Here is a 23,059-nt window from a genome sequence, read left to right as displayed (position 1 = left end):
AGCGACGACTGGCAATTCAATAACTATTCGGCTATTCTAATTCCAAAGTGCGATCAAACCGCGGTAAAGGACATCTATCTCCCGCCGTTCTCCTTCGGGCCGGGTCAAGATCATCCGTTCCCCTTCCGCATGGACGCTGAAGGGCTGACCTCCCACCTGGCCGGTCAGATAAAACGGCTGCTTCGGAATCCCGTTTCGAGCCAGCTCCAAGGCATTCGCGGCTACCCGAGTTTGAAGACTCCGACGCACTTCCGAGGCCGCCCCGAAGTAACGGTCCGCGGGCACCAGACCATCGATCCCCTGATGGGGCCTCTGGAAGTTGTAATGGTCTATGAATAACCCAATCCGACGCTGAGCATCCCCCATGTCGATGAAGATTGCACTCTCGATGCACTCACGCCACAAGGTTCCCCAGAACCGCTCGATCTTACCCAAAGTCTGCGGATGACGCGGAGACGCTACTACCTGTCGAATGCCCCGTTTTTCGAGTTCCTTCGAGAAGGCACTTTTACCCCGCCAGGTCACATACTGCGTACCGTTGTCGGTGAGAATCTCCTCCGGCGTTCCATAAGAAGCCATGGAAGCTCGCAAGACCTCCAGCACCAAAGCCGATGACTGGCTCGCATGCAAGCCGTAGCCGACCAAAAACCGACTGTGATCGTCCATGAACCCGACCAAATGAACGCGCCGATTCTGACGTTTTAACACAAATGTGAAAAGATCAGTTTGCCATAACTGATTTGTCCTTTACCGCGGTTTGATCGCACTTTGGAATTCGAATCGCCGAATAGTTATTGAATTGCCAGTCGTCGATTACGCTGCGAATTTGGTAAGGGAATTGACTTGTTAATGTTAAGTCGGTTTTTCCCCGCCGTCTTTGATCGGTGATAAATCGTACCTCGCTCTACCCCGCCTCGTGTCTGTACAATTTTCCTTTTCCATTTTGCTGAGGCTCACTCCTTGGGCGAGGTGCGGTTTTACCGCAGCGAGGAGGAATGGAGTTCGATCGCTGAACGGCTCAAACAGACCCACTGTCCGCACTGCAAAGTGGTCGGCACGCTGATTCAGCACGGCTCTTTGTTCGGCTATGACGAACGCAACCCCCAGCGAAGAGCCCGGCGTGCCCGGCGGATCTTCTGCAGCAATCGCAATTCCCGTCGGGGTTGCGGGCGGACTTTCAGCATCTGGCTCGCCGACAAAATCCGACGCTTGAGCCTTACCAGCAGCACTTTGTGGCGCTTCCTCCAACTCGCCGTATTTGGCAGTATCGCCGCATCAATCCGTGCCATCGACTGTCATCTGAGCGACCGAACCTTGCAGCGGATTTGGAAACGCTTCGATCTGAGCCAATGCCCGATTCGGACGGCCCTGTTGAATCAGCGTCCACCTCCAGAACTCGTAGTTGAACGCTCGCGTTGGCCGGCTCGGGCCCAAGTACTCGCCCATCTTCAAACCGCCTTTCCCGACGCCGATTGTCCGATCGCCGCCTTCCAACAGGCAATCCAGATTTTCTTCCTGTAAATCTGACCCGATGCATAAAAGCCGATAACCGTTGACATATTTGCGTCGCATACACGTCGATTACCAACCCCGGTTACCCAATTCGGATCGCGCTACGTCGCCGCCGGCGCGCTCCCCAAATTCAAAAATAGCCGACAACGCATGATGTCGTAGTGACTCTCTTTGGTTTTTGATTCAATCTCCCGAGTCTGGCACCGCCCTGCCAGCACTTTCCCCAATCCGGAGAACTCTCCATGAAGCAACCTTCGGTCTATTTGAAGATGCGGGTCCTCGGTGCTGTCGACACCGTCGAAGGGCGAACCCGGCATGAACGCGTTCACAATGTCGCCGCCATGACCTTCCTCGACGAACAGGGCAACTCGCGTCAGTTCACCTGGCGGACCATTCAGACCTGGTTCTACCGTTACAAAAACCACGGCATCACCGGTATGACTCCTCAGCCACGCAAGGACAAGGGACAAGTCCGCAAGGCCACGCCCGAGGAACTGCTCGAAGCCATTAACGCCGCCCAGCCCCACTTCCACAACAAACGCTCCAACAAGCGAGCGATCTATCGCTTCTGTATCGAACGGGGGTTCCTGCAAGCCGACCGCATTGCTCAAACCACTTTTTACCGCTTCATCCGAGAATACGATCTGCTCGCTCCCGTAGACAACGACAACAAGAAACGACTGGCCTTCAGCATGAAATTCGCCAACCAACTCTGGCAGGCGGACACCATGTTCGGACCATACGTGGACACCGGTACGTCCGCCGGCTCACGCAAGCAAGCCAAGCTCATCGCCTTCATCGACGACGCCAGCCGCGTCCTCTGCCACGGCGAATTCTTCTTCGAAGAAAACGTCGATACCCTCGTGCAGGCCATCCGGGCCGCCTTCTACAAACGCGGCGTCCCCGAACAACTGCTGGTCGACAACGGTTCCATCTATTGCTCCCAGGAGTTTACACTCATCTGTGCCCGCGTCGGCTGCCTCTTGCGACATACCGCTGTCCGGGATGCCGCCGCCAAGGGGAAGATCGAACGCTTTTTCCGCCGCGTTCGCGACCAGTTCCTCTTGCAAAAACTCGACCTTTCTTCCCTTCAAGCCCTCAATCGCCAGTTCACTCTCTGGGTCGAAAGCGACTACAACGCCAGCGAGCACGACGCCATCGGCATGAAACCGATCGACCGCTTCGGCATCGACTTGGCTCGCATTCGATTCTTGTCGCCTTCCGAACACAACGACGAACTCTTCTTCGCCGAGGCCACCCGGAAAGTCAAAAAAGACAATACCTTTAGCTTCTGCAACCGACGTTACGAAACTCCCGTCGATCTGCACGACAAACAAATCCAACTCCGCTACGACCGACAACGCGATGACATCGACATCTCCTCTACCACCGTCGTCATTTATTACAAAGGCCAACGCATGGGCACCGCTCGACTCCTGGATGCCGTTGCCAACGGGCTCCAACGCCGAAAGGAACAGCCATGATCCGCTCCTTCTTCGGACTCTCGCACAATCCCTTCGACGCACGCGAATTCAAACTCCTGCCGCAGCAGCAAGAAATTCACGACACCCTCAAGGTCCATTGCCAGCAGGGTGGACTCTGCCTGGTTCTCGGCGTTCCCGGCACCGGCAAGAGCTTCATCAAGCAATCCCTTCAGCGGCTTCCCGAAAACCAGCACCTGGTCGCCACCGTGGGCCGCACCTTGCACACCTATACCAACTCCGTCAAAATACTCTGCGATGCCTTCCGCATCGACTTCGAAAGCTCTGCCTTCAAGTGCGAACGCCGACTCATCGAACAAGCCTTCAGCCTCAACCATGCGGGCAAGTCGGTCACCACCATTCTCGACGACGCTCACCTCATGGATATGGCCTGTCTGCGAAAGTTGCGGCTGCTCTTCGAAGACTTCCCCAAAAACCACAACCTCATCCTCATCGGCCAACCCAGCCTGCTCGCCAACCTCGACCTCGGCGTCAACCAGGACATCAAAAGCCGAGTCACTTACTCCGTCATCGCCAAACGGCTCGGACCCGATTTACTGCGCGACTTCCTTCTCCGGGAACTCGATCGCATCGGACTCGGCCACAATACTTTTACGCAACCCGCCGTCGATCTCATCGTCCGCGCCGCCGACGGCATCCTGCGTAAAGCCCGCAATCTCTGCGTCGGCTGCCTCATCGAAGCCGTTCGATCCGCCAATAAAACCGTGGACATCGACAACGTCAACCGCGTCCTCCTGCAACCCCACTGGCAAAAAGAATCCGACCTCGCCGATTACTGATTCTCAGCGCCCCCGTCGGAGAAACGATGATCCAACCCGATCTACTACGCCGCATTCGCAACGATTTGCCCATGCCCGTCACCATCGCCACGCTGGGAACCGATGGGCCACCTTCGAAAATGAGCGAAGGCTACTTCCGCTTCCTCTGCCCCAACTGCGGCGAAATGCGGGCTACCGTCAACCCACGCAACAACCTCGCCCACTGCTTCGACTGCCAAAAAAACTTCAACAACATCGACCTCTTGCTCACCCTCGATTACGACTTCCTCACCGCCGTCGATTTACTCGAACGCTGGCTCAACGAATATCGAACCCGACAAGCCAAAAAGTAATCAGTCGCAGGAAGCCCGTTCCTCTACGAACCTCTGCTGCTCGCGGCGAACGGCAGCGCCTCGTGCCGGACTACGCCGGCCCATCGCAACACCCCGGTCTCGGTCATCAGACCGCTCCAAAATTCCCTGGAATTCGGCAAAACACCCTTCAAAATGCCAAAATCCCTACAGCTTTAATTCGGCTACAAATGCGACCAGAATTCGGTTCGGGACATCTAGCTTACCTCTCTAGCTAATCGATCGACTCTTTTTAATAGAATCGGAAAGCGGTGCTGCCCAGCCATGGAGGCGATCTTGGCCGCTGCATCCGTTGCTTCCATTCCAACCGCAGTCACGAACAGTGGCGATTTGCTCCCCCCTCGAGATAGTTCAATCGCAGATGCAGAATGATACCGAGTTTTTGCTACTCCAACGACCACCTTATTCTTCTGCAAGGATTCCCAGAGATACATTCCTAATCCAGGCTTATCGCCGAGCGAAACATAACCGTCGATTACGACAATATCTATTGGCTCTTCGACAAGGGATAGAATAGCATTTAGACACGGCAATTCCCTTTGAAAAAACTGCCCCGGGATGTATTCAGCAATGTCACTGCAGCGAACAGTGTATTCTCGAAGAGGCTTCTCATCTTTCCAGGTTTGGAATACGACTGCGGCCGCAAAAGCGGATGCTGTAACCTCATCGTAGTGTACATCGAGAGCAGCAATCATGTCGTCTCCGTCGCTTGAATCAAAGGCATGAAAAAAAATAGGCTTGCATCGCTCATTGATCGAGGGGGATTCTTCACTGAACGACAGGATTTAAAATTCCATTCATTTGGGAGGCGAATTAAACGTGACTCTACGGAGCAGTTGAAGGGTGCTAAATAGCGGATCGTTCTCGTTTAACTCGTAGCACACGCTTAGTTGACCAGTTAAATCTCTTGCTTTCCTTCTCAAGCACACTCCTCTTTCGTATGCTTCTTCACGTTCCAAGACGCCAGTTTCATCCCATTCAATCACTATTCCATCGAGAGTGTTTTGCTGGTATTGGGCCTCTCGCTTGAGCTGCCCAGTCGGGTAAAATTCTCTTGTTATTCCATGCTGCATGCCGCTTTGAAACTCGATCTCTAATCTAATTACACCATCATCATCGGTTTCGTACCCAACACCTGTGAATGGCTTGCCATCCAGCAAATAAACGTAGTCGTCCGTAAACTCGATCAGGTCCGTATTTACTCGAATCATTGGATCACTTTCCTGACAAAACTTGTACGCCATCAGTCAAGAACTTGCAATTATCACATCTTGGCACTGGAGTTCCAAGTCGGTTGTTCCAGAGCGACACATTGTACATGGAGAACTCATCCAGTGTCCCCTTTCCTGAAATATCTACCGGTTTAGCCGTTTAAATCGCTATAGGAATTACCTTCTCTTTCTTAGGCGGGAATACCGCCAGAAGAGAGGCTATATGGATGAATTCAACCAGAATGCATTTGCGGAGAAAAGAGAAGAACAACCGAGAGCTGGTCCGACGGAGGATAGGGACCCGCAGTCCGCGGCTGCCGAAGTGGGGCGGGCGGAGCCGAGCGCCCCTGAGCGCAGCGAAGGGGAGCGACGCGGAGCCCGCCCCACTTCGGAGTCCTTTCCCGATGCGGGTCTGGATTTATCGGATTCCGTGGATTCCGAGGTAGAAGCCAGCCTTTCGAAGCGTAGGGAATTCCACTCGAGGTTATCGGGTCGGGGACCTGTTAAGGGACGGCGTTTGGTGAAAAAATCGACCGAACCCGTGCCGGCGATGACGGCGGAACAGCGGATTTTGTTGCTGGATACCTGGCAGCGGAGCGGCTTGCCCGCCGGCGATTTTGCTCCTTTGGTAGGCGTCTCGAAACACACGCTTTACGCATGGAAGAAGCGGTTTGAAATTTCTGGCCCGGCCGGATTGTTGGATCAGCCGCGGGGCAAACCTCCGGGCAGCCGCGTTCACGAGTTGACCAAGCGTACAATCCTGATGCTCAAAAAATCGAATCCGGAATGGGGGTGTCAGCGGATTAGCGACATGCTATTGCGAGGTCCGGCTTTACCGGCGAGTGCTTCGGCGGTGGCCCGGGTGCTGCATGAAGCCGGTTATCAACTGGAGCAGGCTCCGACGCGAGGGCATCCGGACAAGGTGCGGTCCTTCGAGCGGGCCCGTCCGAATCAGGTGTCCCGAACCGAATTCTGGTCGCATTTGTAGCCGAATTAAAGCTGTAGGGATTTTGGCATTTTGAAGGGTGTTTTGCCGAATACCGGGGAATATTGGAGCGGTCTGATGACCGAGACCGGGGTGTTGCGATGGGCCGGCGTAGTCCGGCACGAGGCGCTGCCGTTCGCCGCGAGCAGCAGAGGTTCGTAGAGTAACGGGCTTCCTGCGACTGATTACTTTTTGGCTTGTCGGGTTCGATATTCGTTGAGCCAGCGTTCGAGTAAATCGACGGCGGTGAGGAAGTCGTAATCGAGGGTGAGCAAGAGGTCGATGTTGTTGAAGTTTTTTTGGCAGTCGAAGCAGTGGGCGAGGTTGTTGCGTGGGTTGACGGTAGCCCGCATTTCGCCGCAGTTGGGGCAGAGGAAGCGGAAGTAGCCTTCGCTCATTTTCGAAGGTGGCCCATCGGTTCCCAGCGTGGCGATGGTGACGGGCATGGGCAAATCGTTGCGAATGCGGCGTAGTAGATCGGGTTGGATCATCGTTTCTCCGACGGGGGCGCTGAGAATCAGTAATCGGCGAGGTCGGATTCTTTTTGCCAGTGGGGTTGCAGGAGGACGCGGTTGACGTTGTCGATGTCCACGGTTTTATTGGCGGATCGAACGGCTTCGATGAGGCAGCCGACGCAGAGATTGCGGGCTTTACGCAGGATGCCGTCGGCGGCGCGGACGATGAGATCGACGGCGGGTTGCGTAAAAGTATTGTGGCCGAGTCCGATGCGATCGAGTTCCCGGAGAAGGAAGTCGCGCAGTAAATCGGGTCCGAGCCGTTTGGCGATGACGGAGTAAGTGACTCGGCTTTTGATGTCCTGGTTGACGCCGAGGTCGAGGTTGGCGAGCAGGCTGGGTTGGCCGATGAGGATGAGGTTGTGGTTTTTGGGGAAGTCTTCGAAGAGCAGCCGCAACTTTCGCAGACAGGCCATATCCATGAGGTGAGCGTCGTCGAGAATGGTGGTGACCGACTTGCCCGCATGGTTGAGGCTGAAGGCTTGTTCGATGAGTCGGCGTTCGCACTTGAAGGCAGAGCTTTCGAAGTCGATGCGGAAGGCATCGCAGAGTATTTTGACGGAGTTGGTATAGGTGTGCAAGGTGCGGCCCACGGTGGCGACCAGGTGCTGGTTTTCGGGAAGCCGCTGAAGGGATTGCTTGATGAAGCTCTTGCCGGTGCCGGGAACGCCGAGAACCAGGCAGAGTCCACCCTGCTGGCAATGGACCTTGAGGGTGTCGTGAATTTCTTGCTGCTGCGGCAGGAGTTTGAATTCGCGTGCGTCGAAGGGATTGTGCGAGAGTCCGAAGAAGGAGCGGATCATGGCTGTTCCTTTCGGCGTTGGAGCCCGTTGGCAACGGCATCCAGGAGTCGAGCGGTGCCCATGCGTTGGCCTTTGTAATAAATGACGACGGTGGTAGAGGAGATGTCGATGTCATCGCGTTGTCGGTCGTAGCGGAGTTGGATTTGTTTGTCGTGCAGATCGACGGGAGTTTCGTAACGTCGGTTGCAGAAGCTAAAGGTATTGTCTTTTTTGACTTTCCGGGTGGCCTCGGCGAAGAAGAGTTCGTCGTTGTGTTCGGAAGGCGACAAGAATCGAATGCGAGCCAAGTCGATGCCGAAGCGGTCGATCGGTTTCATGCCGATGGCGTCGTGCTCGCTGGCGTTGTAGTCGCTTTCGACCCAGAGAGTGAACTGGCGATTGAGGGCTTGAAGGGAAGAAAGGTCGAGTTTTTGCAAGAGGAACTGGTCGCGAACGCGGCGGAAAAAGCGTTCGATCTTCCCCTTGGCGGCGGCATCCCGGACAGCGGTATGTCGCAAGAGGCAGCCGACGCGGGCACAGATGAGTGTAAACTCCTGGGAGCAATAGATGGAACCGTTGTCGACCAGCAGTTGTTCGGGGACGCCGCGTTTGTAGAAGGCGGCCCGGATGGCCTGCACGAGGGTATCGACGTTTTCTTCGAAGAAGAATTCGCCGTGGCAGAGGACGCGGCTGGCGTCGTCGATGAAGGCGATGAGCTTGGCTTGCTTGCGTGAGCCGGCGGACGTACCGGTGTCCACGTATGGTCCGAACATGGTGTCCGCCTGCCAGAGTTGGTTGGCGAATTTCATGCTGAAGGCCAGTCGTTTCTTGTTGTCGTTGTCTACGGGAGCGAGCAGATCGTATTCTCGGATGAAGCGGTAAAAAGTGGTTTGAGCAATGCGGTCGGCTTGCAGGAACCCCCGTTCGATACAGAAGCGATAGATCGCTCGCTTGTTGGAGCGTTTGTTGTGGAAGTGGGGCTGGGCGGCGTTAATGGCTTCGAGCAGTTCCTCGGGCGTGGCCTTGCGGACTTGTCCCTTGTCCTTGCGTGGCTGAGGAGTCATACCGGTGATGCCGTGGTTTTTGTAACGGTAGAACCAGGTCTGAATGGTCCGCCAGGTGAACTGACGCGAGTTGCCCTGTTCGTCGAGGAAGGTCATGGCGGCGACATTGTGAACGCGTTCATGCCGGGTTCGCCCTTCGACGGTGTCGACAGCACCGAGGACCCGCATCTTCAAATAGACCGAAGGTTGCTTCATGGAGAGTTCTCCGGATTGGGGAAAGTGCTGGCAGGGCGGTGCCAGACTCGGGAGATTGAATCAAAAACCAAAGAGAGTCACTACGACATCATGCGTTGTCGGCTATTTTTGAATTTGGGGAGCGCGCCGGCGGCGACGTAGCGCGATCCGAATTGGGTAACCGGGGTTGGTAATCGACGTGTATGCGACGCAAATATGTCAACGGTTATCGGCTTTTATGCATCGGGTCAGATTTACAGGAAGAAAATCTGGATTGCCTGTTGGAAGGCGGCGATCGGACAATCGGCGTCGGGAAAGGCGGTTTGAAGATGGGCGAGTACTTGGGCCCGAGCCGGCCAACGCGAGCGTTCAACTACGAGTTCTGGAGGTGGACGCTGATTCAACAGGGCCGTCCGAATCGGGCATTGGCTCAGATCGAAGCGTTTCCAAATCCGCTGCAAGGTTCGGTCGCTCAGATGACAGTCGATGGCACGGATTGATGCGGCGATACTGCCAAATACGGCGAGTTGGAGGAAGCGCCACAAAGTGCTGCTGGTAAGGCTCAAGCGTCGGATTTTGTCGGCGAGCCAGATGCTGAAAGTCCGCCCGCAACCGCGACGGGAATTGCGATTGCTGCAGAAGATCCGCCGGGCACGCCGGGCTCTTCGCTGGGGGTTGCGTTCGTCATAGCCGAACAAAAAGCCGTGCTGAATCAGCGTGCCGACCACTTTGCAGTGCGGACAGTGGGTCTGTTTGAGCCGTTCAGCGATCGAACTCCATTCCTCCTCGCTGCGGTAAAACCGCACCTCGCCCAAGGAGTGAGCCTCAGCAAAATGGAAAAGGAAAATTGTACAGACACGAGGCGGGGTAGAGCGAGGTACGATTTATCACCGATCAAAGACGGCGGGGAAAAACCGACTTAACAAGTCAATTCCCTTACCAAATTCGCAGCGTAAGCGACGACTGGCAATTCAATAACTATTCGGCTATTCTAATTCCAAAGTGCGATCAAACCGCGGTAAAGGACAGGGGTAGGAGCGAGGTACGATTTATCACCGATCAAAGACGGCGGGGAAAAACCGACTTAACAGGTCAATTCCCTTACCAAATTCGCAGCGTAATCGACGACTGGCAATTCAATAACTATTCGGCGATTCGAATTCCAAAGTGCGATCAAACCGCGGTAAAGGACACCCCTTGCTCTTGCGAGGATAATTCGATCCGAAGCTGCGTGGCTTTTGCTCCGAACTCTGGTAATACCGGGCTCGGCTTTGGACGTTCGTCGATGTCGAAGGAGTAGAGCCCACCAATAATGCCGCCGAGCGGGCTTTGCGGCCCGCGGTCATTTGGCGGAAGTTATGCTTTGGAACCCAATCGGCTCAAGGGAGTCGGTTCGTTGAACGAATGCTGACCGTGATCGAAACCTGTCGACAGCAGAGACGGAATTCATTCGCCTGGATGACTCAAGCCGTCCAAGCTCACTTTGCCAAAGAGAAAGCCCCTTCTCTCTTGGCCAGGGCGTGAGTTATTACCTACAAACCGATCTCTGGGTCTTCCAGGAGCTGAAGGGAAACGCTCGATATTTTACGCGAATCTGAATAGCGAAAATTTAGACAAATATTTGTGGCGTTTTTGTGGCGTTTTGTACCTCGAGAATGGCGATTTTCAGGTTTTATCGGCTCTTGACATATCGCTATAACTCGTTATTATTCAATCAGTTGCAACAAACGGACGGAAATGAAAAAATCGGCTCAGAGTCTCCCCCCCTCTCCGTATTTTCATTTCTTTGGTTGACGTAAGTCAATATCCAATAATAACTTACGTTTTTGAAGTGTCTTCAAAAAATCCCATTTGTGGCGGTTTTTGGGGCGTTTTGTGGCGGGAGAAATCTCTGAGGCACGCATGTCGAATGAGTTCCGCATTGGTAAAGTTCGAGGGTATCGTCGCGGCAAAATTTGGTATCTCTGTTACAACGAACAAGGGCGACGGCACCGCCCTCGGGTCGGTCCGGACCGGAATGCCGCCCGCCCACTCGCTTCGCAAATCAACTCGCAGTTGGATGTCGGAACACCCGCCGAGTTGAGCTTTGAAAGTATCTCGATCGAAAAAGCCTGACAGCAATCGCTCGAACATCACGAACAGATTTCCCGATCCTCGATCAATACGATCAATACGATCAATCGTTACCGATCTGCAACGGATCATTTGCTGAGATTCCTCAACCTAAAACCGGTGAGGTCGATCGCCCAATTTACTCCATCGCACGCTGCGGAATTCGTCGCCTATCTACGTTCCATCGCAGAGGAGTTTGGCCTGGATTGCCACGATCCTCAGGAGGAGTGAGACCGCATTTGTACACGGTCTCAGTTTAAGACTTTAAACAGATTCATTTCACTCACACCACGCCGTTTTTCTTGAACCATTCCTGCAGGCGTTTCCAGCCATCCTCGGCCGGTTCCTTGCGGTAGCTCGGCCGATAGTCCGCAAAGAAAGCATGCGGCGCATCGGGATAGACCACGAATTCGCAGGGTTTATCGGCTTTTTTCAGGGCCGCTTTCATCGACTCGACATCCTTAACGGGAATTCCCGTGTCCTTTTCTCCATAAAGGCCGAGCACCGGCGCTTTCAGCTCGGTCACCAGATCGATCGGATGCTTCGGCTGCAATTCGTTCGCTTTTCCTGCGCCGACCAAACGGCCGTACCAGGCCACTCCCGCCTTGAGATTCGGATTGTGGGCGGCATACAGCCAAACGATCCGGCCTCCCCAGCAGAACCCGGTGATACCGAGTTTGGAAGTGTCGCCGTTGTTTTTTTTCGCCCAATCGACGGCGGCATCCAGATCGCTCATCACCTGAGCATCGGGAACTTTTGACACCACTTTGCTGATGATATCCTGCATCTGCAATTTGGAGACATCCCCTTGTCGGGCATACATTTCCGCCGCGATAGCCAGATAGCCGAGTTTAGCCAGCCGTCGGCAGACGTCCTTGATGTGTTCGTGAACTCCGAAGATTTCCTGGACTACCAGAATGGTGGGGAAGGGGCCGCCTTTTTCCGGTAGGGCCCGATAGGCGGGAATGGTGCCGTCTTTCACTGGAATTTTGACTTCGCCCGCAGTGAGGCCCGCGGAATCGGTCGTGATCGTCTCAGCGGCGACCGGCTGAGTCGATAGAGCGAATCCGGCGGCCAGCGTGGTCATGGCAAACTGCCGTCGATTCATGGGTAGGGTCAAGCCCGTATTTTCTTCTGACATAGTTCGAAGACTCCTTCAAGTGCGGGCGATAAGGCAATTGTCGTTGGGAGGGGGCGAGGAGGCAAGCGGATAAGGGCTTGTCAGAGTGAAGTTCGAATTGAGTTGAATTTTGCTTTTTCCAAGCGAGGTGTGATATGCTATAAAACATTCCATTGGCAGTTTCGCGTTAACGCTTCCTACGAATGAATCGGGGATAGGTAACCATGATTCTTGGTGCCGAAGTCGCGCTTCTTATTATGGGTTTGTATTCCTTGTTCACCGGCAAGATTCTCACGAATAAAAGATCCGTTCACACGGTTTCGGGTTGGCCCGCCCGTATCGGCGGCCTGATCTGCTTGCTTCCGATTCCGCTGAGCTTACTGACACTCTATTTTCTGGGAATGTTCCCAGCAAAACGTCAGAACCCTCTATTCAAAGATCCCAACAATTGGGAAGGGATGGTGATTGAGGGTGGCATTGTTTTGATTTGCGCCGTCGTAGCACGGGTGATCAATAGGGTGTATCGAGTGCCGAAACAGGAATCGGATCAATCTCACGACACATCCAACCAAGACTATCAACCAATGTAAATTTCCACGGATATCCACACCCCCTAATCTTTGCCCTAAAGGGCATTTCGATGAATAACTTTTCTCGGGTCCGACATAGTCGGGGGAAAAGAGCTTTGATTGGCTTGATTGGGGGCTAGCCCGGAATCGGTCTGGGATTTTTTGCTACTATGAGGAAAGCGACACGATGCAACCAGGGGCCGATATTCGCGGAGTGCTGCAGTTTTCTAGCTCTTTGGGTCAGGATCAGGAAAGTAGCCTGGAAAGCATCTTCGGCATCGGCATGATTGAGCATGCGCCGGCAGGTGGCCCAGATCCAATCTCCATGCCGGCGAAGAATCTCGACAATGGGTGCTTCGCCGTGATGGAGCAGGAACTCGGTGAGCAGTTCGCCGTCAGTTCGGGCGTGAAACTCGGGGACGAGCGTTCGGAGATATTTGGCGACCGGTGTCATACCGTAATAATGTCGGCAGCCGACCGTTTCGCGCAAGTGAATTTGAAGTTTTTGATCTCTATGCTTTTTCGAAGCGTGAAAAGCAGGCTAGTTTTCTCTCAGTTCCGGCTCTTGAATTTCTCAAGCGCTATCTGGGCTTCCAGACGCGCTGATTTTGCTTGCAAGTACTCTTTCTCATTATGCAGACCTGCCTCAACTAACACTTTACTTAGCCGTTCTAACTCATAGTTTCTTCGGATCCATGCCTCATAGTGCCTCACAATGTTGCTGGTTCTATTTTTGCTGTTCAAGGATTCTTCGAGTTCGATGCCTGTTTCACAAAGCTGCTTTGATGCGGCGATTACAATAATCGGATCTTTCCCAAGCTGAACCCTTGAAAAAAGCAATTCCACATGCTTTGCTTCACACTCGAGCCGTAACTTCAAAAGTTTTACGTATTCCGTGTCGGAATCCTGGAAAAGTTTTTTCGAATTCGACTTCTCCGCCTCTTCGTCCGCAGTAGGAACTTTCTCTGCACTTTCCTGTCCTCCAACTATTTTCTCGAAGGGAGTCGTATAAGGGGTTGCCGCCAGTTCTCCCTTACTATTTGCGGTCGACTTTTCCTCATTCGGTGTCTCTTTCGTTTGTTTCTGATCTCCCTGCCTGGCGTGGACGGTGAGGATAGTGCCGGTGCCGAAGAGAGCCAGCAGCAGTCCGGCGAAGGCGATTTTTTTGAGGAAGTACATTTTGAGAACTCCATGGGTCAGGGAAAGCACGGTTGGGGAGACGGCCGCGAGCGCGGAGGCCGTGGGGAAAGCCACGAGTAGCCGGGTTGTTTTGGACGAAAGTTGATCGGGCAGGGCATCTTGATTCTGCTGATAGTCTTCCAGGCGAATACGCAGTTTCTTTAAGCCTTGAGCGAGGTGATCTGAAAGTGTTCTTTCGGAGATCTGGAGTAGCTTGGAGGCTTCAGGTCGAGTAAACCCTTGCAAATGACAGAGAACTATAGCAATCCGATATTTTTCCGGCAGGGAGCAGATGGCTTCATCGAGGTCGATTTGTAGATCGGTGATCGGCTGAATAATGGGAATCGATTCAGAAAGTGGCGTGTGTTTGCGTTTTCGCTGCAGGTTTCTGGCGGTGAGGAAAGCGACGCGGTGCAGCCAGGGTCCGATATTCGCGGAGTGCTGCAGTTTTCTAGCTCTTTGGGTCAGGATCAGGAAAGTAGCTTGGAAAGCGTCTTCGGCGTCAGCATGATTGAGCATGCGCCGGCAGGTGGCCCAGATCCAATCTCCATGCCGGCGAAGAATCTCGACAATGGGTGCTTCGCCGTGATGGAGCAGGAACTCGGTGAGGAGTTCGCCGTCAGTTCGGGCGTGAAACTCGGGGACGAGCGTTCGAAGATATTTGGCGACCGGTGTCATACCGTAATAATGTCGGCAACGCACCTTTTCACGCAAGGAATAATTCGATTACCTCCTGGCAAGTGATAACTTAATCAAACGCCAGAATATTTCCTTCCAAGGTTCGATACAAACCACATTAAAGATATAACTGGTAAGGTTTTATAATCAAACGAATGAGGCTTCATTATTTTCACACAGTAAGATCTTTGCTTCTTCATTTCAACTTCATTCAGCTCAGACATGAAATTCCTATCCTTTTATCACCTCTTCTTTTTCGTTAAATTCATTCCTGAGCATTCAACATGATTTTCCGATCTAAACGCCTCAACCTAATTCGTGGGTTCTGTGCGAGCGCCGCGATTTTCCTGTTACCGCAAACCAGTTTTGCTCAGCTTCAATGGGGCGCAAGTGGCGGCGGCGGATCCGGCACGTGGGATGGCTCCACGGCCGACTGGTACAACGGCAGCACGGCTACAACCTGGAATAGTACGATCGCTTCCTTCGGCGGAACCGCCGGTACGGTTACGATGAATAGCAGTCTCTCCGCCGCGGGACTGGTTTTTACCACCTCCGGATACATACTGAGCGGCACGGGTACCCTGACGTTGACTGGAACTCCCAGCCTTTCCATAAACGTTTCATCGGGCACTTCCGCAACAGAGACCATTAACTTCAATTTGTCCTCTGCCAGTGCAGTAACCTTCAACGCGAATTCCGGCTCTACCGTCACTGCGATTGGGTATGTGCTGGGAGGAACGAATACCTGGGGCGGACAGGTTTCCTTCCTCAGTGGTAGTGCATTAACCTCGGGGAATGCCGCCACCGCAGTAACTTACACGCTGAATGGTGCGAACACCTTTAATAGCGGTTTAACGCTATCGGGTGAAAATTTGACTTTGACCCTCGGTAATGCCAATTCGATCACCGGAACAGGCGCGATCACAATTGCCACCAGCGGCACGGTCTTAACAGTACCTAAGCCGACTTCGGGTGTTTTGCACTCCACCATTGCGAATAATCTCGTTCTGAATCCCAATAATCTGTCCAGTTTTCAGATCGCTTTTGGTGCCACCAAGCCCTCCGCCGCGGCAAGCTCCTTTGCGACGAACGACGCCCTGATTATTAGCGGAAATATTTCTGGTAGCGGTGATGTGTACATTACCAACAGCTTAACGGCCGGGGGCGGTGCCGGGGAAGTTTTGCTGTCGGGGAACAATACCTATACAGGCAAAACCGTGATTGACTTGACCGGTACTTCTGGTGCACTGCTCCTGGGGTCCAGCACCGCCCTGCCTTCCACCACAGCCTTGGTTTTCGGGAATTTCGTTTCCAGCACGAACGGGATCGCACCGTTGGATCTCAACGGAAACTCGGTTACGATTGCTTCGCTCGCTACCAACACCTCTAATGGAGCTGTGATCGGTGCGGCGACCGGTATTACCAATTCGCAATCGAGCGTGGTCACGTTAACCATCAACGGTTCGGCCAGCACGACCTTCGGTGGTCTTATCGGTCTGGTGAACAGTGGCACCTCTGGGGTGGTGGTCGGTACCAATAACATCGCCTTGAACCTGGCTTCGGGTAACACCGGCACTCTGATATTGACCAAAGCAAATACTTACACAGGTGGAACCACCATCTCGGGGGGTGTACTCCAGTTGGGTATTGCCAATGCCGTCCCCTCGGCCGGTGGGCTCACTCTCAACGGCGGAACACTGAGTAGCGGTGCCACGGCGGGCTTTAGCGACAATCTCGGGGCCTTGACTGTCAGTGCTGCTTCCACGATCGCATTGGGTACCGGCTCCCACACCTTGACATTCACTACTGTTACGGGCTCGGGAGCCTTGTCGATCACCGGCTGGACCGGTTCGGCAGGCTCCTCGGGAACTTCCGGAGAGTTGATCTTCACGGGCTACAGCAGTGCGAGTTCCGCGAACTCTTCGCTGTCCACGTTCCTTTCGTCCGTTGCCTTCTCGGGCTTCACTACCGGTGGTACATTTATCACCAACGGCAGCAACGTGGAGTTGGTTCCGGTCACTCCCGTTCCTGAACCGGTTTCTGTTCTCCTCGCGGGGGGAAGTTTGCTGGGCGCCCTCGGCTGTTTCCGTCGACGAAAGCTTCTGAAAGCTTCGAACTGAAATTGTAATTTGGCGGTTCTCCGGGCATTAACTCAAATTCGATTTGCCTAAAGATCTAAGCGAATCCAAATAACCATAACATCCTATTCTTGAGTAAGCTGGAAGGTTCTCCTCCCAGCTTCCCAGAACGAAAAACTCTATTCCGCTTTGTCCTTGGATAATTCCTTCCTGATTTCTTTTTTCAGCATGGTCGCGATGAGTATAGAAGGCAGGAATGTTTTGCTGTCTTTGCAGGTCAACTTGTCCGCATCCACAACCAATTGAATGACCACGAGCTATTGAAGGTTCGATCTCTCGTTTTATTGCTTCTGGAAGGAGCTTACCGAATTGGTTTCCTGCACAAAATTTGATCAGTTTGGCCGCCAAGTGCAGAGACTTCACTGAAAACCCATCAAATTCAATCGCCCTTCGTATTTAGTAGTTTTGCATCCCCAAAAATTTCGGTTAGAATGCCGTCCGTCATTGTCTTTACTACTCATCTATACCTCAGAATTACGGGGATTTATGGAAGCTCTCAAAGCCGCCCCTCCGCTTATCGAATCCAATCACACAGGCGAACGCTGCCGCCCGATTGCTTACGGGGCAATGAACAGAATTAGAGCTCTCGGTAAGAGGCTGGAGAACTCGGTCAACTGCTTAATGCGGTGTGGAAGGCATTGAGAAAGTGCTCGGACTGTTCCGAGATTCTTTTCCAGATGAAAGCCTTTTCCGAGGGATCGATTTTCAAGGCCTCGATGGCGGCCTGGAGAGCGTCAATAGTCTTGATTTCCGGAGTGGTCAGGGTGCGATTAGCGGGTGTCAGAACATCGCTGCCCAGATCGTTGACGGTCTGGCGAACCGGCGGTTGAATTTGTCGCCGGGCCTCGCGTGCGAGTCGCCGGGCGTAGGTGCGGATATTCTCGATTTCGCACTTGAAATAGCCCGGAACGAGCGGATCCCGGGAAGGAATGAATTTTTTGCTGACGACCACGAATCGTTCTTCGGATTTTTCCGAGCCAAAAACAACATCGTGATTGTTTATATTGGTATGCTTAGGGCATATTAAAAGCTTGGAGAGGAGGGTTCCCTTTTCAGAGAATCCCTGACCATCGCGATAGACGAAAAAAGTTCCGTTTAAATAATCGGTGATCATAAGGCATTACCTGTGAGCGTTGATATACCTACTCACAAAATTCTTACTTCACACATCCTCCAGACGCAAAAACAAAAGTCCAATTTTTTTAGAAGTTTTGGGCTTGGGAAACTGGGGTGAGTTTGCGGGGGGGTGTTCCCGATATTTACCTTTAATATGCTACTTTAACTATCCAAACCCAGCCAAATTAAGTAATCGAGCGCATATTGGTTGCCCAGCTTTGCCGCTTTCCGAAAAAGAGCAAAAGCTTCGTTAACATTTTGCTCGACGCCTCGTCCTTGCCAGTACAGCAGTCCTAAAGTGACCATAGCGTCATCGTCTTCATCACCGATACGTTGTTTGAGTAATTTTATCGCATCCCGGCGAAGTCGTTCGGCCAATTTTTCATCGTTCAAGCCACCGATACCCTGTTCGTGATAATCGGCGAGTGAAATCATGCTATAAGGATTTTTGAGATCTGAGGACTTTTCGAGCCACTTGATCGAAGCTTGCACATCTTTCTTAACTCCATTGCCGTAGAAGTAGCGTTTCCCCAGATAAAGCATGGCCATCGATTCGTTTTTTTCGGCCGCAGCCTGATACCATTTGACTGCGGCCGCATCATCTTTCTCCGTTCCTAAGCCATTCTCATATAAGTAACCCAAAAACATCATCGCATTGGGATTGTCAGCTTCGACCGATTTTTTGCACCACCGAAAAGACTCTTGATAATTCTTCTCGATACCGCGAGCAAAAAAATAGGTCTGGCTGAGATAGTAATAAATGGGAGAATAATTTGCCTGTGCCGCCTTTAGATACCATTTATGAGCTTCCCGATCGCTACGTTCTACGCCTTGCCCAATGCAGTACAGATTTCCTAGGCAGCACATCGCAAAGCCGCTTCCACGTGCGGCCGCTGTCTCTAGGAGAATTCGGGCATACTTGAAATCTTTAGGGAGATCATTTCTTCCAGTTTGATGCCAGGCGCCTAAAACTGCAATGGCGTCGGTATCTCCCAGACGGGCCGCTTTTTGGCACCAATTCACAGCTTCTTTGCCATCTCGCTGAACCCCGTTCCCTTCATCGTAAGAACGCGCGACGGCATACATCGCTTCGACATGTCCCGCTTCCGCCGCCCGGAAGTGCCACTTCCAGGCCAGTTTCACATCTACTGGTAAGCCTTCTCCGACTTCGTACATCCAGCCGAGATATCCGGCGGCCTCGATATTCCCTAATTCCGCGGCTTTGAGGCACCACTTGGCGGCTTCCTTGCTATCTTTCGGTACCCCGTAGCCATTTTCGTAACTCATGCACATCGAGAACATCGCGTTCCCGTTGCCCAACTCCGCGGCCTTTCGGATCCAATCATTGGCCCGATTGAAATCTTGTTTCGCATACACTCCATTACCATATAGCGTGCCAAGCAGCAGCATGGCATTGGATTCCCCGAGGTTGGCGGCCGCAACTATTCGTTTAAAAGCGGTCTCCTCATTCTTTGTGCAGCCGAAGCCGTAAAGCTGGTATAAGGCGGAGAAATAGATGGCTGCGGTATCGCCCATATCCGCAGCTTTGCAGAAACGTTCGTAGCTTTTCTGATCGTTTCTGAAGCGGAAAAAACCTTGAACGTAGGACACTCCAGGAGCCTCGACTAACCCCAATACTGTGAATGCCTGGGGTAGACCGGCGTCGGCTGCTTTCTGCAAATAGATCTTGGCCCGATCTGGATCTTTCGCAGTCGAATGACCTCCTTGAAGACACAGGCCGTAGAAATATTGAGCAATTCGAGAACCATTTTCCGCGCCGGTTTTCCATTCGCCGAATCGATGGGGAGCGTTTTTAACAAGGAATTGATCAGAGTTCCCCGCGGCCTGGCGGTTTACGAGGTACTTTTGAAATTCCCCTTCGAAAGGATCCGTCGGGGCTGGCGATGCGGCATCGGGTTGGGGTTGAGCGAAAAGCCAGAAGGACGAAAAAAGAAGTCCTAGGCAAGCGAGAAGACAGATCCTGATCATGGCGAGACCTGAAATGGTGGATCAATTTTCGTGCATTTTAGTCGCATAAAAAAACAATTTGCAAGGATAATTTGTCTATTTTAATCAATCGGGGATCCGACATAAGTTGCTTCTTGAATGTTGCTTTGAGAATTCTTGAGCTACCGGTTGAGATCTTTTCTGAGGGCGAAGATTTGAAATGGCGCGAAGGTCTCTGACTCAGCGATTTTTCACTTCTCAGGAGAGCCATTCCCGTTACAATGCAGCAGTGTTTTCTAACTTGGATCTCTCCAGATTTAGAGGTCTTTCGCATGTCCCGCCCCATTGGAATTCTCGCAGTCGCGTTGGCACTTGTTCTGAGTGCCTCTTCTTCCGGGCAGGTTCTGAAAGAACCGCCGTTGGAGAAGCTGGAGGATGATGATTTGAACAAGCCCTACTACCGAGAGGTGCAAAGCTGGGTGAGGATCGAGAAAATAAATATGTTTTGGGTATGTACGTACGATTGCTTCGATTAGATCGGAAGCTTGCCGAGCGGCAGATCCAATCGAGTGGTCTGTTGTTGGGCGATAAGCGAAAGGATCTGGAGCGAGACTATAAAGCCATGCCTAATCCTCAAGAGTTGAGCGAAAAGGAATGGGATGCTCGCCAGAAATTGTTAAGGAAGTTCGAGCAGGGGATTCTTTTTTCGAAATCAATTCGAGAGCTCGAGAGTCTGATTGAAATCAATGAGCAGCAGGAAAAGTTGATTCAGACGCTGGATTCTTTGAAAAAAACGCAGGAAGAGATGGGATTGGGGCTCATTCTGCAATCTATGGAAGCAGTCGCTGGGGTCGAGAAGGAGCGTAGAGCTGAGTCCATCACCCTTCTCAAAGAGCTCTACCCGCTGCCGGTAGACAAGAAGTAGTAGGAGCTTTCCGGTGTCCCAGCGTAATATCAATTGGATCACAGGTGTCTCGCTACAGACCACCAATGATCTTGTTGGGCTCCACAATCTTGAGTGAACTCCTCAAGATACCCTTTCAAAAATTCATATTCAACTTCGTCAAGTCATCGACGAACCTGTCGATCCAGCGGTTGTCCCTTCCTAATGCTCGCCTGATCCCGAACGCATAATTGCCATTCGGGTGATCAGTCCCGAGATCTGCTAAAACTCACAAAGGAAGTGCTCTCATGGCTCATGTGGTGACAGCTCCCTGTACCGATTGCAGGTACACCGATTGTTGTGTGGTCTGCCCGTGCGAGTGTTTTTATCAAGACGAGAAGATGCTTTACATCGATCCGGAACATTGCATCGATTGCGAAGCTTGCATTCCAGAATGTCCGGTGGAAGCGATTTATTATGAGTCCAATGTGCCCGCCCAATGGCAAAGCTATATCCAGTTGAACGCCGATAGGTGCAAAGTCCTCGCGAGTAATGGTCTGATTCTGGAAAAGCAACCCGCCCTGGAGGGCCCCGGCTGCAAGAAAATAGGATGAGACAATTCTGCATATTTTGAAAATGAATCTTCGTTCGCCAATGCCCGCTCTGTATTGAGAGTTCCCAGCTTCACGGCTATGCTAGAGGGCATGAATCCCACCCAGCAGGAAATCGACCGGGCCGCCTTCATTCGCAAGATCTGCGAGAGCCCGTTCGATCCGACGCCGCGGCTGATCTATGCGGACTGGTTGGAAGATATTGGACAGGAAGGACAGGCAATTCTTGTTCGAAGATCGGTACCCGGACCCGCTCGAGGAGTTTTGATCCTTTCGATCGAGGAAAAGGTATTCGTCAATCCTAAAGCGAAAGGAGTCTTTGATTCGATTAAGTTCGATGTCCCGACATTTTTTGCGAACGCACAAGAGATTTTCTTGAAATTTCCTATCATTGAGGTATCGATCAAAGGTAAGAAACCTCAAAAAGCACGGCAAAATGAATACTGGGTTTGGGTAAGTGACCAATTTTCAAATCATCGATTAATAAACAGTAATTCGGTACCTCAAAGGTTTATTGATTTGATGTGTCATCAACCCAATAGAACAGGTATTGCTTTTCACACATGCAGAGAAGCTATTGATGCCCTTTCCCGTGCCTGCGTCGATTACGGCCGAGAGCAAGCGGGGCTACCCGCAATTGACTGGGAGAAGCTGGCATGAATCCCACCCAGCAGGAAATCGACCGCGCCGCCTTCATTCGCAAGATCCGCGAGAACCCGTTCGACGAGACTCGTCGCTTGATCTTCGCCGACTGGCTGGAAGAACATCAACCGGAGCAGACCAATTGGATTCGTCAGATCCGAGCATGCAGCGAAGAGGTTTTCGAGCAGGATTTAGTTCTTGGCGATCAGAGGTTTATGATCCAGCTGCGTAATGGCATGTGCTGCGAACTGTCGATGGAATGCGATGATTTCATGAAGCACGCGAAGCAAATCTTTGAACTCTACCCAATAATTCAAGTAACCCTAATCGATAAAACACCTGCAGCGGATAGATTTGAACATGAAAGAGGAGAGCCGAGATTTGGTTGGGATGCAACTTCAGTAGGATATTCTTGTTTTATACCAAATGAGATTTTTGAGTTGATGGACAAGCCGCCCGGATGGGTGAGGACTGACTATCCGTTCTTCGATTCAAAAAAAATTGCTATTGCAGCCCTCTCCCGCGCTTGCGTCGAATACGGACGAGAGCAAGCGGGGTTGCCGAAGCTGGAATGGCCTAAAGTCGATCTTTGAAGTGGATTCCGCTTCGAGAGATTTAATGGAAATATTGAAAGAGACTTGCGGTCATTCCTCATTCGGGATTCTTCGAAAGTACTCGCATAAACTGCCGCCCGACGCCGCCATGCAGTAATAGTCGCCAGAAAAGTTGATTTGCCGGAGACTTCCCTGAGGACTGAATTCGTCGTAATAGCGAATCACCACGCTGGAAGAATCTGTGGCGATAACCTCGTATCGATAGGTTCTTCGAAATCCATCCAAGTTGGTCACATAGGTATTGCGTCGCCAAGTGATCACCAATTTCCCGAACATCGCTTTCAATTTCCTGAAACTGCTCGGCGGACAATTTGCTTTCGGCTTAAAGTGCTGGAATGTCTTCCGGCGATCCGATTTCCAGCTTCCCAGTAAGCGAGGATCAACTTTTTTCGAACGGGACGGCATGGGGAAGGTCTCTAGCGATGTTCGAGTTCCGTTTGGTGAACGGGATTACGAAAGGATACGGGCAAATCGGGATGGGTTCGGCGGCGAGTAAGTATTTCGGAACTAAGGATTTCTCAGAATCGCCCGTTCGCGAAGCTTCGAACTGTCCCTCAAATCATTCTGATGAAGGGT

The 23,059-nt window shown here is 52.3% G+C and carries 26 protein-coding genes and 2 pseudogenes; 14 read left to right on the top strand and 14 right to left on the bottom strand.

Features of this window, described 5'->3' with window-relative positions:
* Positions 1-36: 36 nt before the first annotated feature.
* Positions 37-732 (bottom strand): annotated as a pseudogene (locus KIH39_RS15330) (transposase); the annotation flags it as partial.
* A gap of 237 nt (positions 733-969) precedes the next feature.
* On the opposite strand from KIH39_RS15330, the gene KIH39_RS15325 reads away from it, so the two are divergent.
* The 4 genes from KIH39_RS15325 to KIH39_RS15310 all read left to right on the top strand — a co-directional run bounded on the left by KIH39_RS15325 (position 970) and on the right by KIH39_RS15310 (position 4,125).
* Positions 970-1,521 carry a hypothetical protein gene (locus KIH39_RS15325; protein WP_213494104.1) on the top strand — a complete coding sequence of 184 codons (552 nt, stop codon included), beginning with the start codon at positions 970-972 and terminating at the stop codon, positions 1,519-1,521.
* A gap of 233 nt (positions 1,522-1,754) precedes the next feature.
* Positions 1,755-2,996, top strand: a complete 1,242-nt coding sequence (locus KIH39_RS15320; RefSeq protein ID WP_213494098.1) for a DDE-type integrase/transposase/recombinase — start codon at positions 1,755-1,757, stop codon at positions 2,994-2,996.
* A complete protein-coding gene (locus KIH39_RS15315; protein ID WP_213494099.1) occupies positions 2,993-3,793 on the top strand; it encodes an AAA family ATPase in 801 nt (266 codons plus the stop codon). The genes KIH39_RS15320 and KIH39_RS15315 overlap by 4 nt, the downstream gene beginning before the upstream one ends.
* A 26-nt stretch (positions 3,794-3,819) precedes the next feature.
* On the top strand, positions 3,820-4,125 hold the full coding sequence (locus tag KIH39_RS15310; RefSeq protein WP_213494100.1) for a hypothetical protein: 306 nt from the start codon (positions 3,820-3,822) through the stop codon (positions 4,123-4,125).
* 215 nt (positions 4,126-4,340) lie between these two features.
* On the opposite strand, the gene KIH39_RS15305 is transcribed toward KIH39_RS15310, so the two are convergent.
* Together KIH39_RS15305 and KIH39_RS15300 are read right to left on the bottom strand one after the other, a co-directional pair.
* Positions 4,341-4,838, bottom strand: coding sequence for an endonuclease V (locus KIH39_RS15305; RefSeq protein ID WP_213494103.1), 498 nt, complete (start codon positions 4,836-4,838; stop codon positions 4,341-4,343).
* 102 nt (positions 4,839-4,940) lie between these two features.
* Positions 4,941-5,354, bottom strand: a complete 414-nt coding sequence (locus KIH39_RS15300; RefSeq protein ID WP_213494102.1) for a toxin-antitoxin system YwqK family antitoxin — start codon at positions 5,352-5,354, stop codon at positions 4,941-4,943.
* A 223-nt stretch (positions 5,355-5,577) separates the two neighbouring features.
* Between KIH39_RS15300 and KIH39_RS15295 the strand changes: the two genes are divergently transcribed.
* Positions 5,578-6,342 (top strand): helix-turn-helix domain-containing protein, encoded by a 765-nt coding sequence (locus KIH39_RS15295; protein WP_213494101.1) that lies wholly within the window; start codon positions 5,578-5,580, stop codon positions 6,340-6,342.
* Between the two features lie 182 nt (positions 6,343-6,524).
* On the opposite strand, the gene KIH39_RS15290 is transcribed toward KIH39_RS15295, so the two are convergent.
* The 4 genes from KIH39_RS15290 to KIH39_RS15275 all read right to left on the bottom strand — a co-directional run bounded on the left by KIH39_RS15290 (position 6,525) and on the right by KIH39_RS15275 (position 9,680).
* Positions 6,525-6,830: a hypothetical protein gene (locus tag KIH39_RS15290; protein ID WP_213494100.1), complete on the bottom strand. Its 306-nt coding sequence runs from the start codon at positions 6,828-6,830 to the stop codon at positions 6,525-6,527.
* A 26-nt stretch (positions 6,831-6,856) separates the two neighbouring features.
* On the bottom strand, positions 6,857-7,657 hold the full coding sequence (locus KIH39_RS15285) for an AAA family ATPase (RefSeq protein ID WP_213494099.1): 801 nt from the start codon (positions 7,655-7,657) through the stop codon (positions 6,857-6,859).
* Positions 7,654-8,895 carry a DDE-type integrase/transposase/recombinase gene (locus tag KIH39_RS15280; protein ID WP_213494098.1) on the bottom strand — a complete coding sequence of 414 codons (1,242 nt, stop codon included), beginning with the start codon at positions 8,893-8,895 and terminating at the stop codon, positions 7,654-7,656. The genes KIH39_RS15285 and KIH39_RS15280 overlap by 4 nt, the downstream gene beginning before the upstream one ends.
* A gap of 233 nt (positions 8,896-9,128) precedes the next feature.
* Positions 9,129-9,680 carry a hypothetical protein gene (locus tag KIH39_RS15275; RefSeq protein ID WP_213494097.1) on the bottom strand — a complete coding sequence of 184 codons (552 nt, stop codon included), beginning with the start codon at positions 9,678-9,680 and terminating at the stop codon, positions 9,129-9,131.
* A gap of 463 nt (positions 9,681-10,143) precedes the next feature.
* Here KIH39_RS15275 and KIH39_RS15270 point away from each other — a divergent pair.
* Positions 10,144-10,398: pseudogene (locus tag KIH39_RS15270) on the top strand (IS66 family transposase); the annotation flags it as partial.
* 378 nt (positions 10,399-10,776) lie between these two features.
* A complete protein-coding gene (locus tag KIH39_RS15265) occupies positions 10,777-10,989 on the top strand; it encodes a hypothetical protein (protein WP_213494096.1) in 213 nt (70 codons plus the stop codon).
* 280 nt (positions 10,990-11,269) lie between these two features.
* On the opposite strand, the gene KIH39_RS15260 is transcribed toward KIH39_RS15265, so the two are convergent.
* Entirely contained in the window at positions 11,270-12,127 is an 858-nt protein-coding gene (locus KIH39_RS15260) for a dienelactone hydrolase family protein (protein WP_213494095.1), read from the bottom strand.
* A 203-nt stretch (positions 12,128-12,330) separates the two neighbouring features.
* Here KIH39_RS15260 and KIH39_RS15255 point away from each other — a divergent pair, with 203 nt between their 5' ends.
* Positions 12,331-12,696: a hypothetical protein gene (locus KIH39_RS15255; protein ID WP_213494094.1), complete on the top strand. Its 366-nt coding sequence runs from the start codon at positions 12,331-12,333 to the stop codon at positions 12,694-12,696.
* A gap of 115 nt (positions 12,697-12,811) precedes the next feature.
* Here the strand turns inward: KIH39_RS15255 and KIH39_RS15250 are convergent, their stop codons facing one another.
* Entirely contained in the window at positions 12,812-13,165 is a 354-nt protein-coding gene (locus KIH39_RS15250; RefSeq protein WP_213494093.1) for an RNA polymerase sigma factor, read from the bottom strand.
* A gap of 62 nt (positions 13,166-13,227) precedes the next feature.
* Entirely contained in the window at positions 13,228-14,568 is a 1,341-nt protein-coding gene (locus tag KIH39_RS15245) for an RNA polymerase sigma factor (protein WP_213494092.1), read from the bottom strand.
* Positions 14,569-14,816: 248 nt separating this feature from the next.
* Here KIH39_RS15245 and KIH39_RS15240 point away from each other — a divergent pair, with 248 nt between their 5' ends.
* Positions 14,817-16,652 carry a beta strand repeat-containing protein gene (locus KIH39_RS15240; RefSeq protein ID WP_213494091.1) on the top strand — a complete coding sequence of 612 codons (1,836 nt, stop codon included), beginning with the start codon at positions 14,817-14,819 and terminating at the stop codon, positions 16,650-16,652.
* A gap of 27 nt (positions 16,653-16,679) precedes the next feature.
* Here the strand turns inward: KIH39_RS15240 and KIH39_RS15235 are convergent, their stop codons facing one another.
* From KIH39_RS15235 to KIH39_RS15225, 3 genes are all read right to left on the bottom strand, one after another.
* Positions 16,680-17,018 (bottom strand): hypothetical protein, encoded by a 339-nt coding sequence (locus KIH39_RS15235; protein ID WP_213494090.1) that lies wholly within the window; start codon positions 17,016-17,018, stop codon positions 16,680-16,682.
* Between the two features lie 262 nt (positions 17,019-17,280).
* Positions 17,281-17,784, bottom strand: a complete 504-nt coding sequence (locus tag KIH39_RS15230; RefSeq protein ID WP_213494089.1) for a hypothetical protein — start codon at positions 17,782-17,784, stop codon at positions 17,281-17,283.
* Positions 17,785-17,948: 164 nt separating this feature from the next.
* Positions 17,949-19,775 (bottom strand): SEL1-like repeat protein, encoded by a 1,827-nt coding sequence (locus KIH39_RS15225; protein ID WP_213494088.1) that lies wholly within the window; start codon positions 19,773-19,775, stop codon positions 17,949-17,951.
* Positions 19,776-20,065: 290 nt separating this feature from the next.
* Between KIH39_RS15225 and KIH39_RS15220 the strand changes: the two genes are divergently transcribed.
* The 5 genes from KIH39_RS15220 (at position 20,066) to KIH39_RS15200 (ending at position 22,462) form a co-directional block, all read left to right on the top strand.
* On the top strand, positions 20,066-20,269 hold the full coding sequence (locus KIH39_RS15220) for a hypothetical protein (RefSeq protein ID WP_213494087.1): 204 nt from the start codon (positions 20,066-20,068) through the stop codon (positions 20,267-20,269).
* Positions 20,245-20,658 carry a hypothetical protein gene (locus tag KIH39_RS15215; RefSeq protein ID WP_213494086.1) on the top strand — a complete coding sequence of 138 codons (414 nt, stop codon included), beginning with the start codon at positions 20,245-20,247 and terminating at the stop codon, positions 20,656-20,658. The genes KIH39_RS15220 and KIH39_RS15215 overlap by 25 nt, the downstream gene beginning before the upstream one ends.
* Positions 20,659-20,924: 266 nt before the next feature.
* A complete protein-coding gene (locus tag KIH39_RS15210; protein ID WP_213494085.1) occupies positions 20,925-21,230 on the top strand; it encodes an indolepyruvate ferredoxin oxidoreductase subunit alpha in 306 nt (101 codons plus the stop codon).
* Positions 21,231-21,320: 90 nt separating this feature from the next.
* Positions 21,321-21,887 (top strand): TIGR02996 domain-containing protein, encoded by a 567-nt coding sequence (locus KIH39_RS15205; RefSeq protein WP_213494084.1) that lies wholly within the window; start codon positions 21,321-21,323, stop codon positions 21,885-21,887.
* Positions 21,884-22,462, top strand: a complete 579-nt coding sequence (locus KIH39_RS15200) for a TIGR02996 domain-containing protein (protein ID WP_213494083.1) — start codon at positions 21,884-21,886, stop codon at positions 22,460-22,462. The genes KIH39_RS15205 and KIH39_RS15200 overlap by 4 nt, the downstream gene beginning before the upstream one ends.
* A 51-nt stretch (positions 22,463-22,513) precedes the next feature.
* On the opposite strand, the gene KIH39_RS15195 is transcribed toward KIH39_RS15200, so the two are convergent.
* On the bottom strand, positions 22,514-22,888 hold the full coding sequence (locus KIH39_RS15195; RefSeq protein ID WP_213494082.1) for a hypothetical protein: 375 nt from the start codon (positions 22,886-22,888) through the stop codon (positions 22,514-22,516).
* Positions 22,889-23,059: the final 171 nt, after the last annotated feature.

The organism is Telmatocola sphagniphila (genome assembly GCF_018398935.1).
GTDB classification, from domain to species: Bacteria; Planctomycetota; Planctomycetia; order Gemmatales; family Gemmataceae; genus Telmatocola; species Telmatocola sphagniphila.
Note: the sequence above shows the minus strand (reverse complement) of the source record. Positions and strands in the feature narration are given on the sequence as shown.

Bases quoted from the DNA above. Each gene is read 5' to 3' on its own strand.
- KIH39_RS15320 (WP_213494098.1), top strand. From the start codon at position 1,755: ATGAAGCAACCTTCGGTCTATTTGAAGATGCGGGTCCTCGGTGCTGTC.
- KIH39_RS15315 (WP_213494099.1), top strand. From the start codon at position 2,993: ATGATCCGCTCCTTCTTCGGACTCTCGCACAATCCCTTCGACGCACGC.
- KIH39_RS15310 (WP_213494100.1), top strand. From the start codon at position 3,820: ATGATCCAACCCGATCTACTACGCCGCATTCGCAACGATTTGCCCATG.
- KIH39_RS15305 (WP_213494103.1), bottom strand. From the start codon at position 4,838: ATGATTGCTGCTCTCGATGTACACTACGATGAGGTTACAGCATCCGCT.
- KIH39_RS15300 (WP_213494102.1), bottom strand. From the start codon at position 5,354: ATGATTCGAGTAAATACGGACCTGATCGAGTTTACGGACGACTACGTT.
- KIH39_RS15295 (WP_213494101.1), top strand. From the start codon at position 5,578: ATGGATGAATTCAACCAGAATGCATTTGCGGAGAAAAGAGAAGAACAA.
- KIH39_RS15290 (WP_213494100.1), bottom strand. From the start codon at position 6,830: ATGATCCAACCCGATCTACTACGCCGCATTCGCAACGATTTGCCCATG.
- KIH39_RS15285 (WP_213494099.1), bottom strand. From the start codon at position 7,657: ATGATCCGCTCCTTCTTCGGACTCTCGCACAATCCCTTCGACGCACGC.
- KIH39_RS15280 (WP_213494098.1), bottom strand. From the start codon at position 8,895: ATGAAGCAACCTTCGGTCTATTTGAAGATGCGGGTCCTCGGTGCTGTC.
- KIH39_RS15265 (WP_213494096.1), top strand. From the start codon at position 10,777: ATGTCGAATGAGTTCCGCATTGGTAAAGTTCGAGGGTATCGTCGCGGC.
- KIH39_RS15260 (WP_213494095.1), bottom strand. From the start codon at position 12,127: ATGTCAGAAGAAAATACGGGCTTGACCCTACCCATGAATCGACGGCAG.
- KIH39_RS15255 (WP_213494094.1), top strand. From the start codon at position 12,331: ATGATTCTTGGTGCCGAAGTCGCGCTTCTTATTATGGGTTTGTATTCC.
- KIH39_RS15240 (WP_213494091.1), top strand. From the start codon at position 14,817: ATGATTTTCCGATCTAAACGCCTCAACCTAATTCGTGGGTTCTGTGCG.
- KIH39_RS15230 (WP_213494089.1), bottom strand. From the start codon at position 17,784: ATGATCACCGATTATTTAAACGGAACTTTTTTCGTCTATCGCGATGGT.
- KIH39_RS15225 (WP_213494088.1), bottom strand. From the start codon at position 19,775: ATGATCAGGATCTGTCTTCTCGCTTGCCTAGGACTTCTTTTTTCGTCC.
- KIH39_RS15220 (WP_213494087.1), top strand. From the start codon at position 20,066: ATGTCCCGCCCCATTGGAATTCTCGCAGTCGCGTTGGCACTTGTTCTG.
- KIH39_RS15215 (WP_213494086.1), top strand. From the start codon at position 20,245: ATGTACGTACGATTGCTTCGATTAGATCGGAAGCTTGCCGAGCGGCAG.
- KIH39_RS15210 (WP_213494085.1), top strand. From the start codon at position 20,925: ATGGCTCATGTGGTGACAGCTCCCTGTACCGATTGCAGGTACACCGAT.
- KIH39_RS15205 (WP_213494084.1), top strand. From the start codon at position 21,321: ATGAATCCCACCCAGCAGGAAATCGACCGGGCCGCCTTCATTCGCAAG.
- KIH39_RS15200 (WP_213494083.1), top strand. From the start codon at position 21,884: ATGAATCCCACCCAGCAGGAAATCGACCGCGCCGCCTTCATTCGCAAG.
- KIH39_RS15195 (WP_213494082.1), bottom strand. From the start codon at position 22,888: ATGCCGTCCCGTTCGAAAAAAGTTGATCCTCGCTTACTGGGAAGCTGG.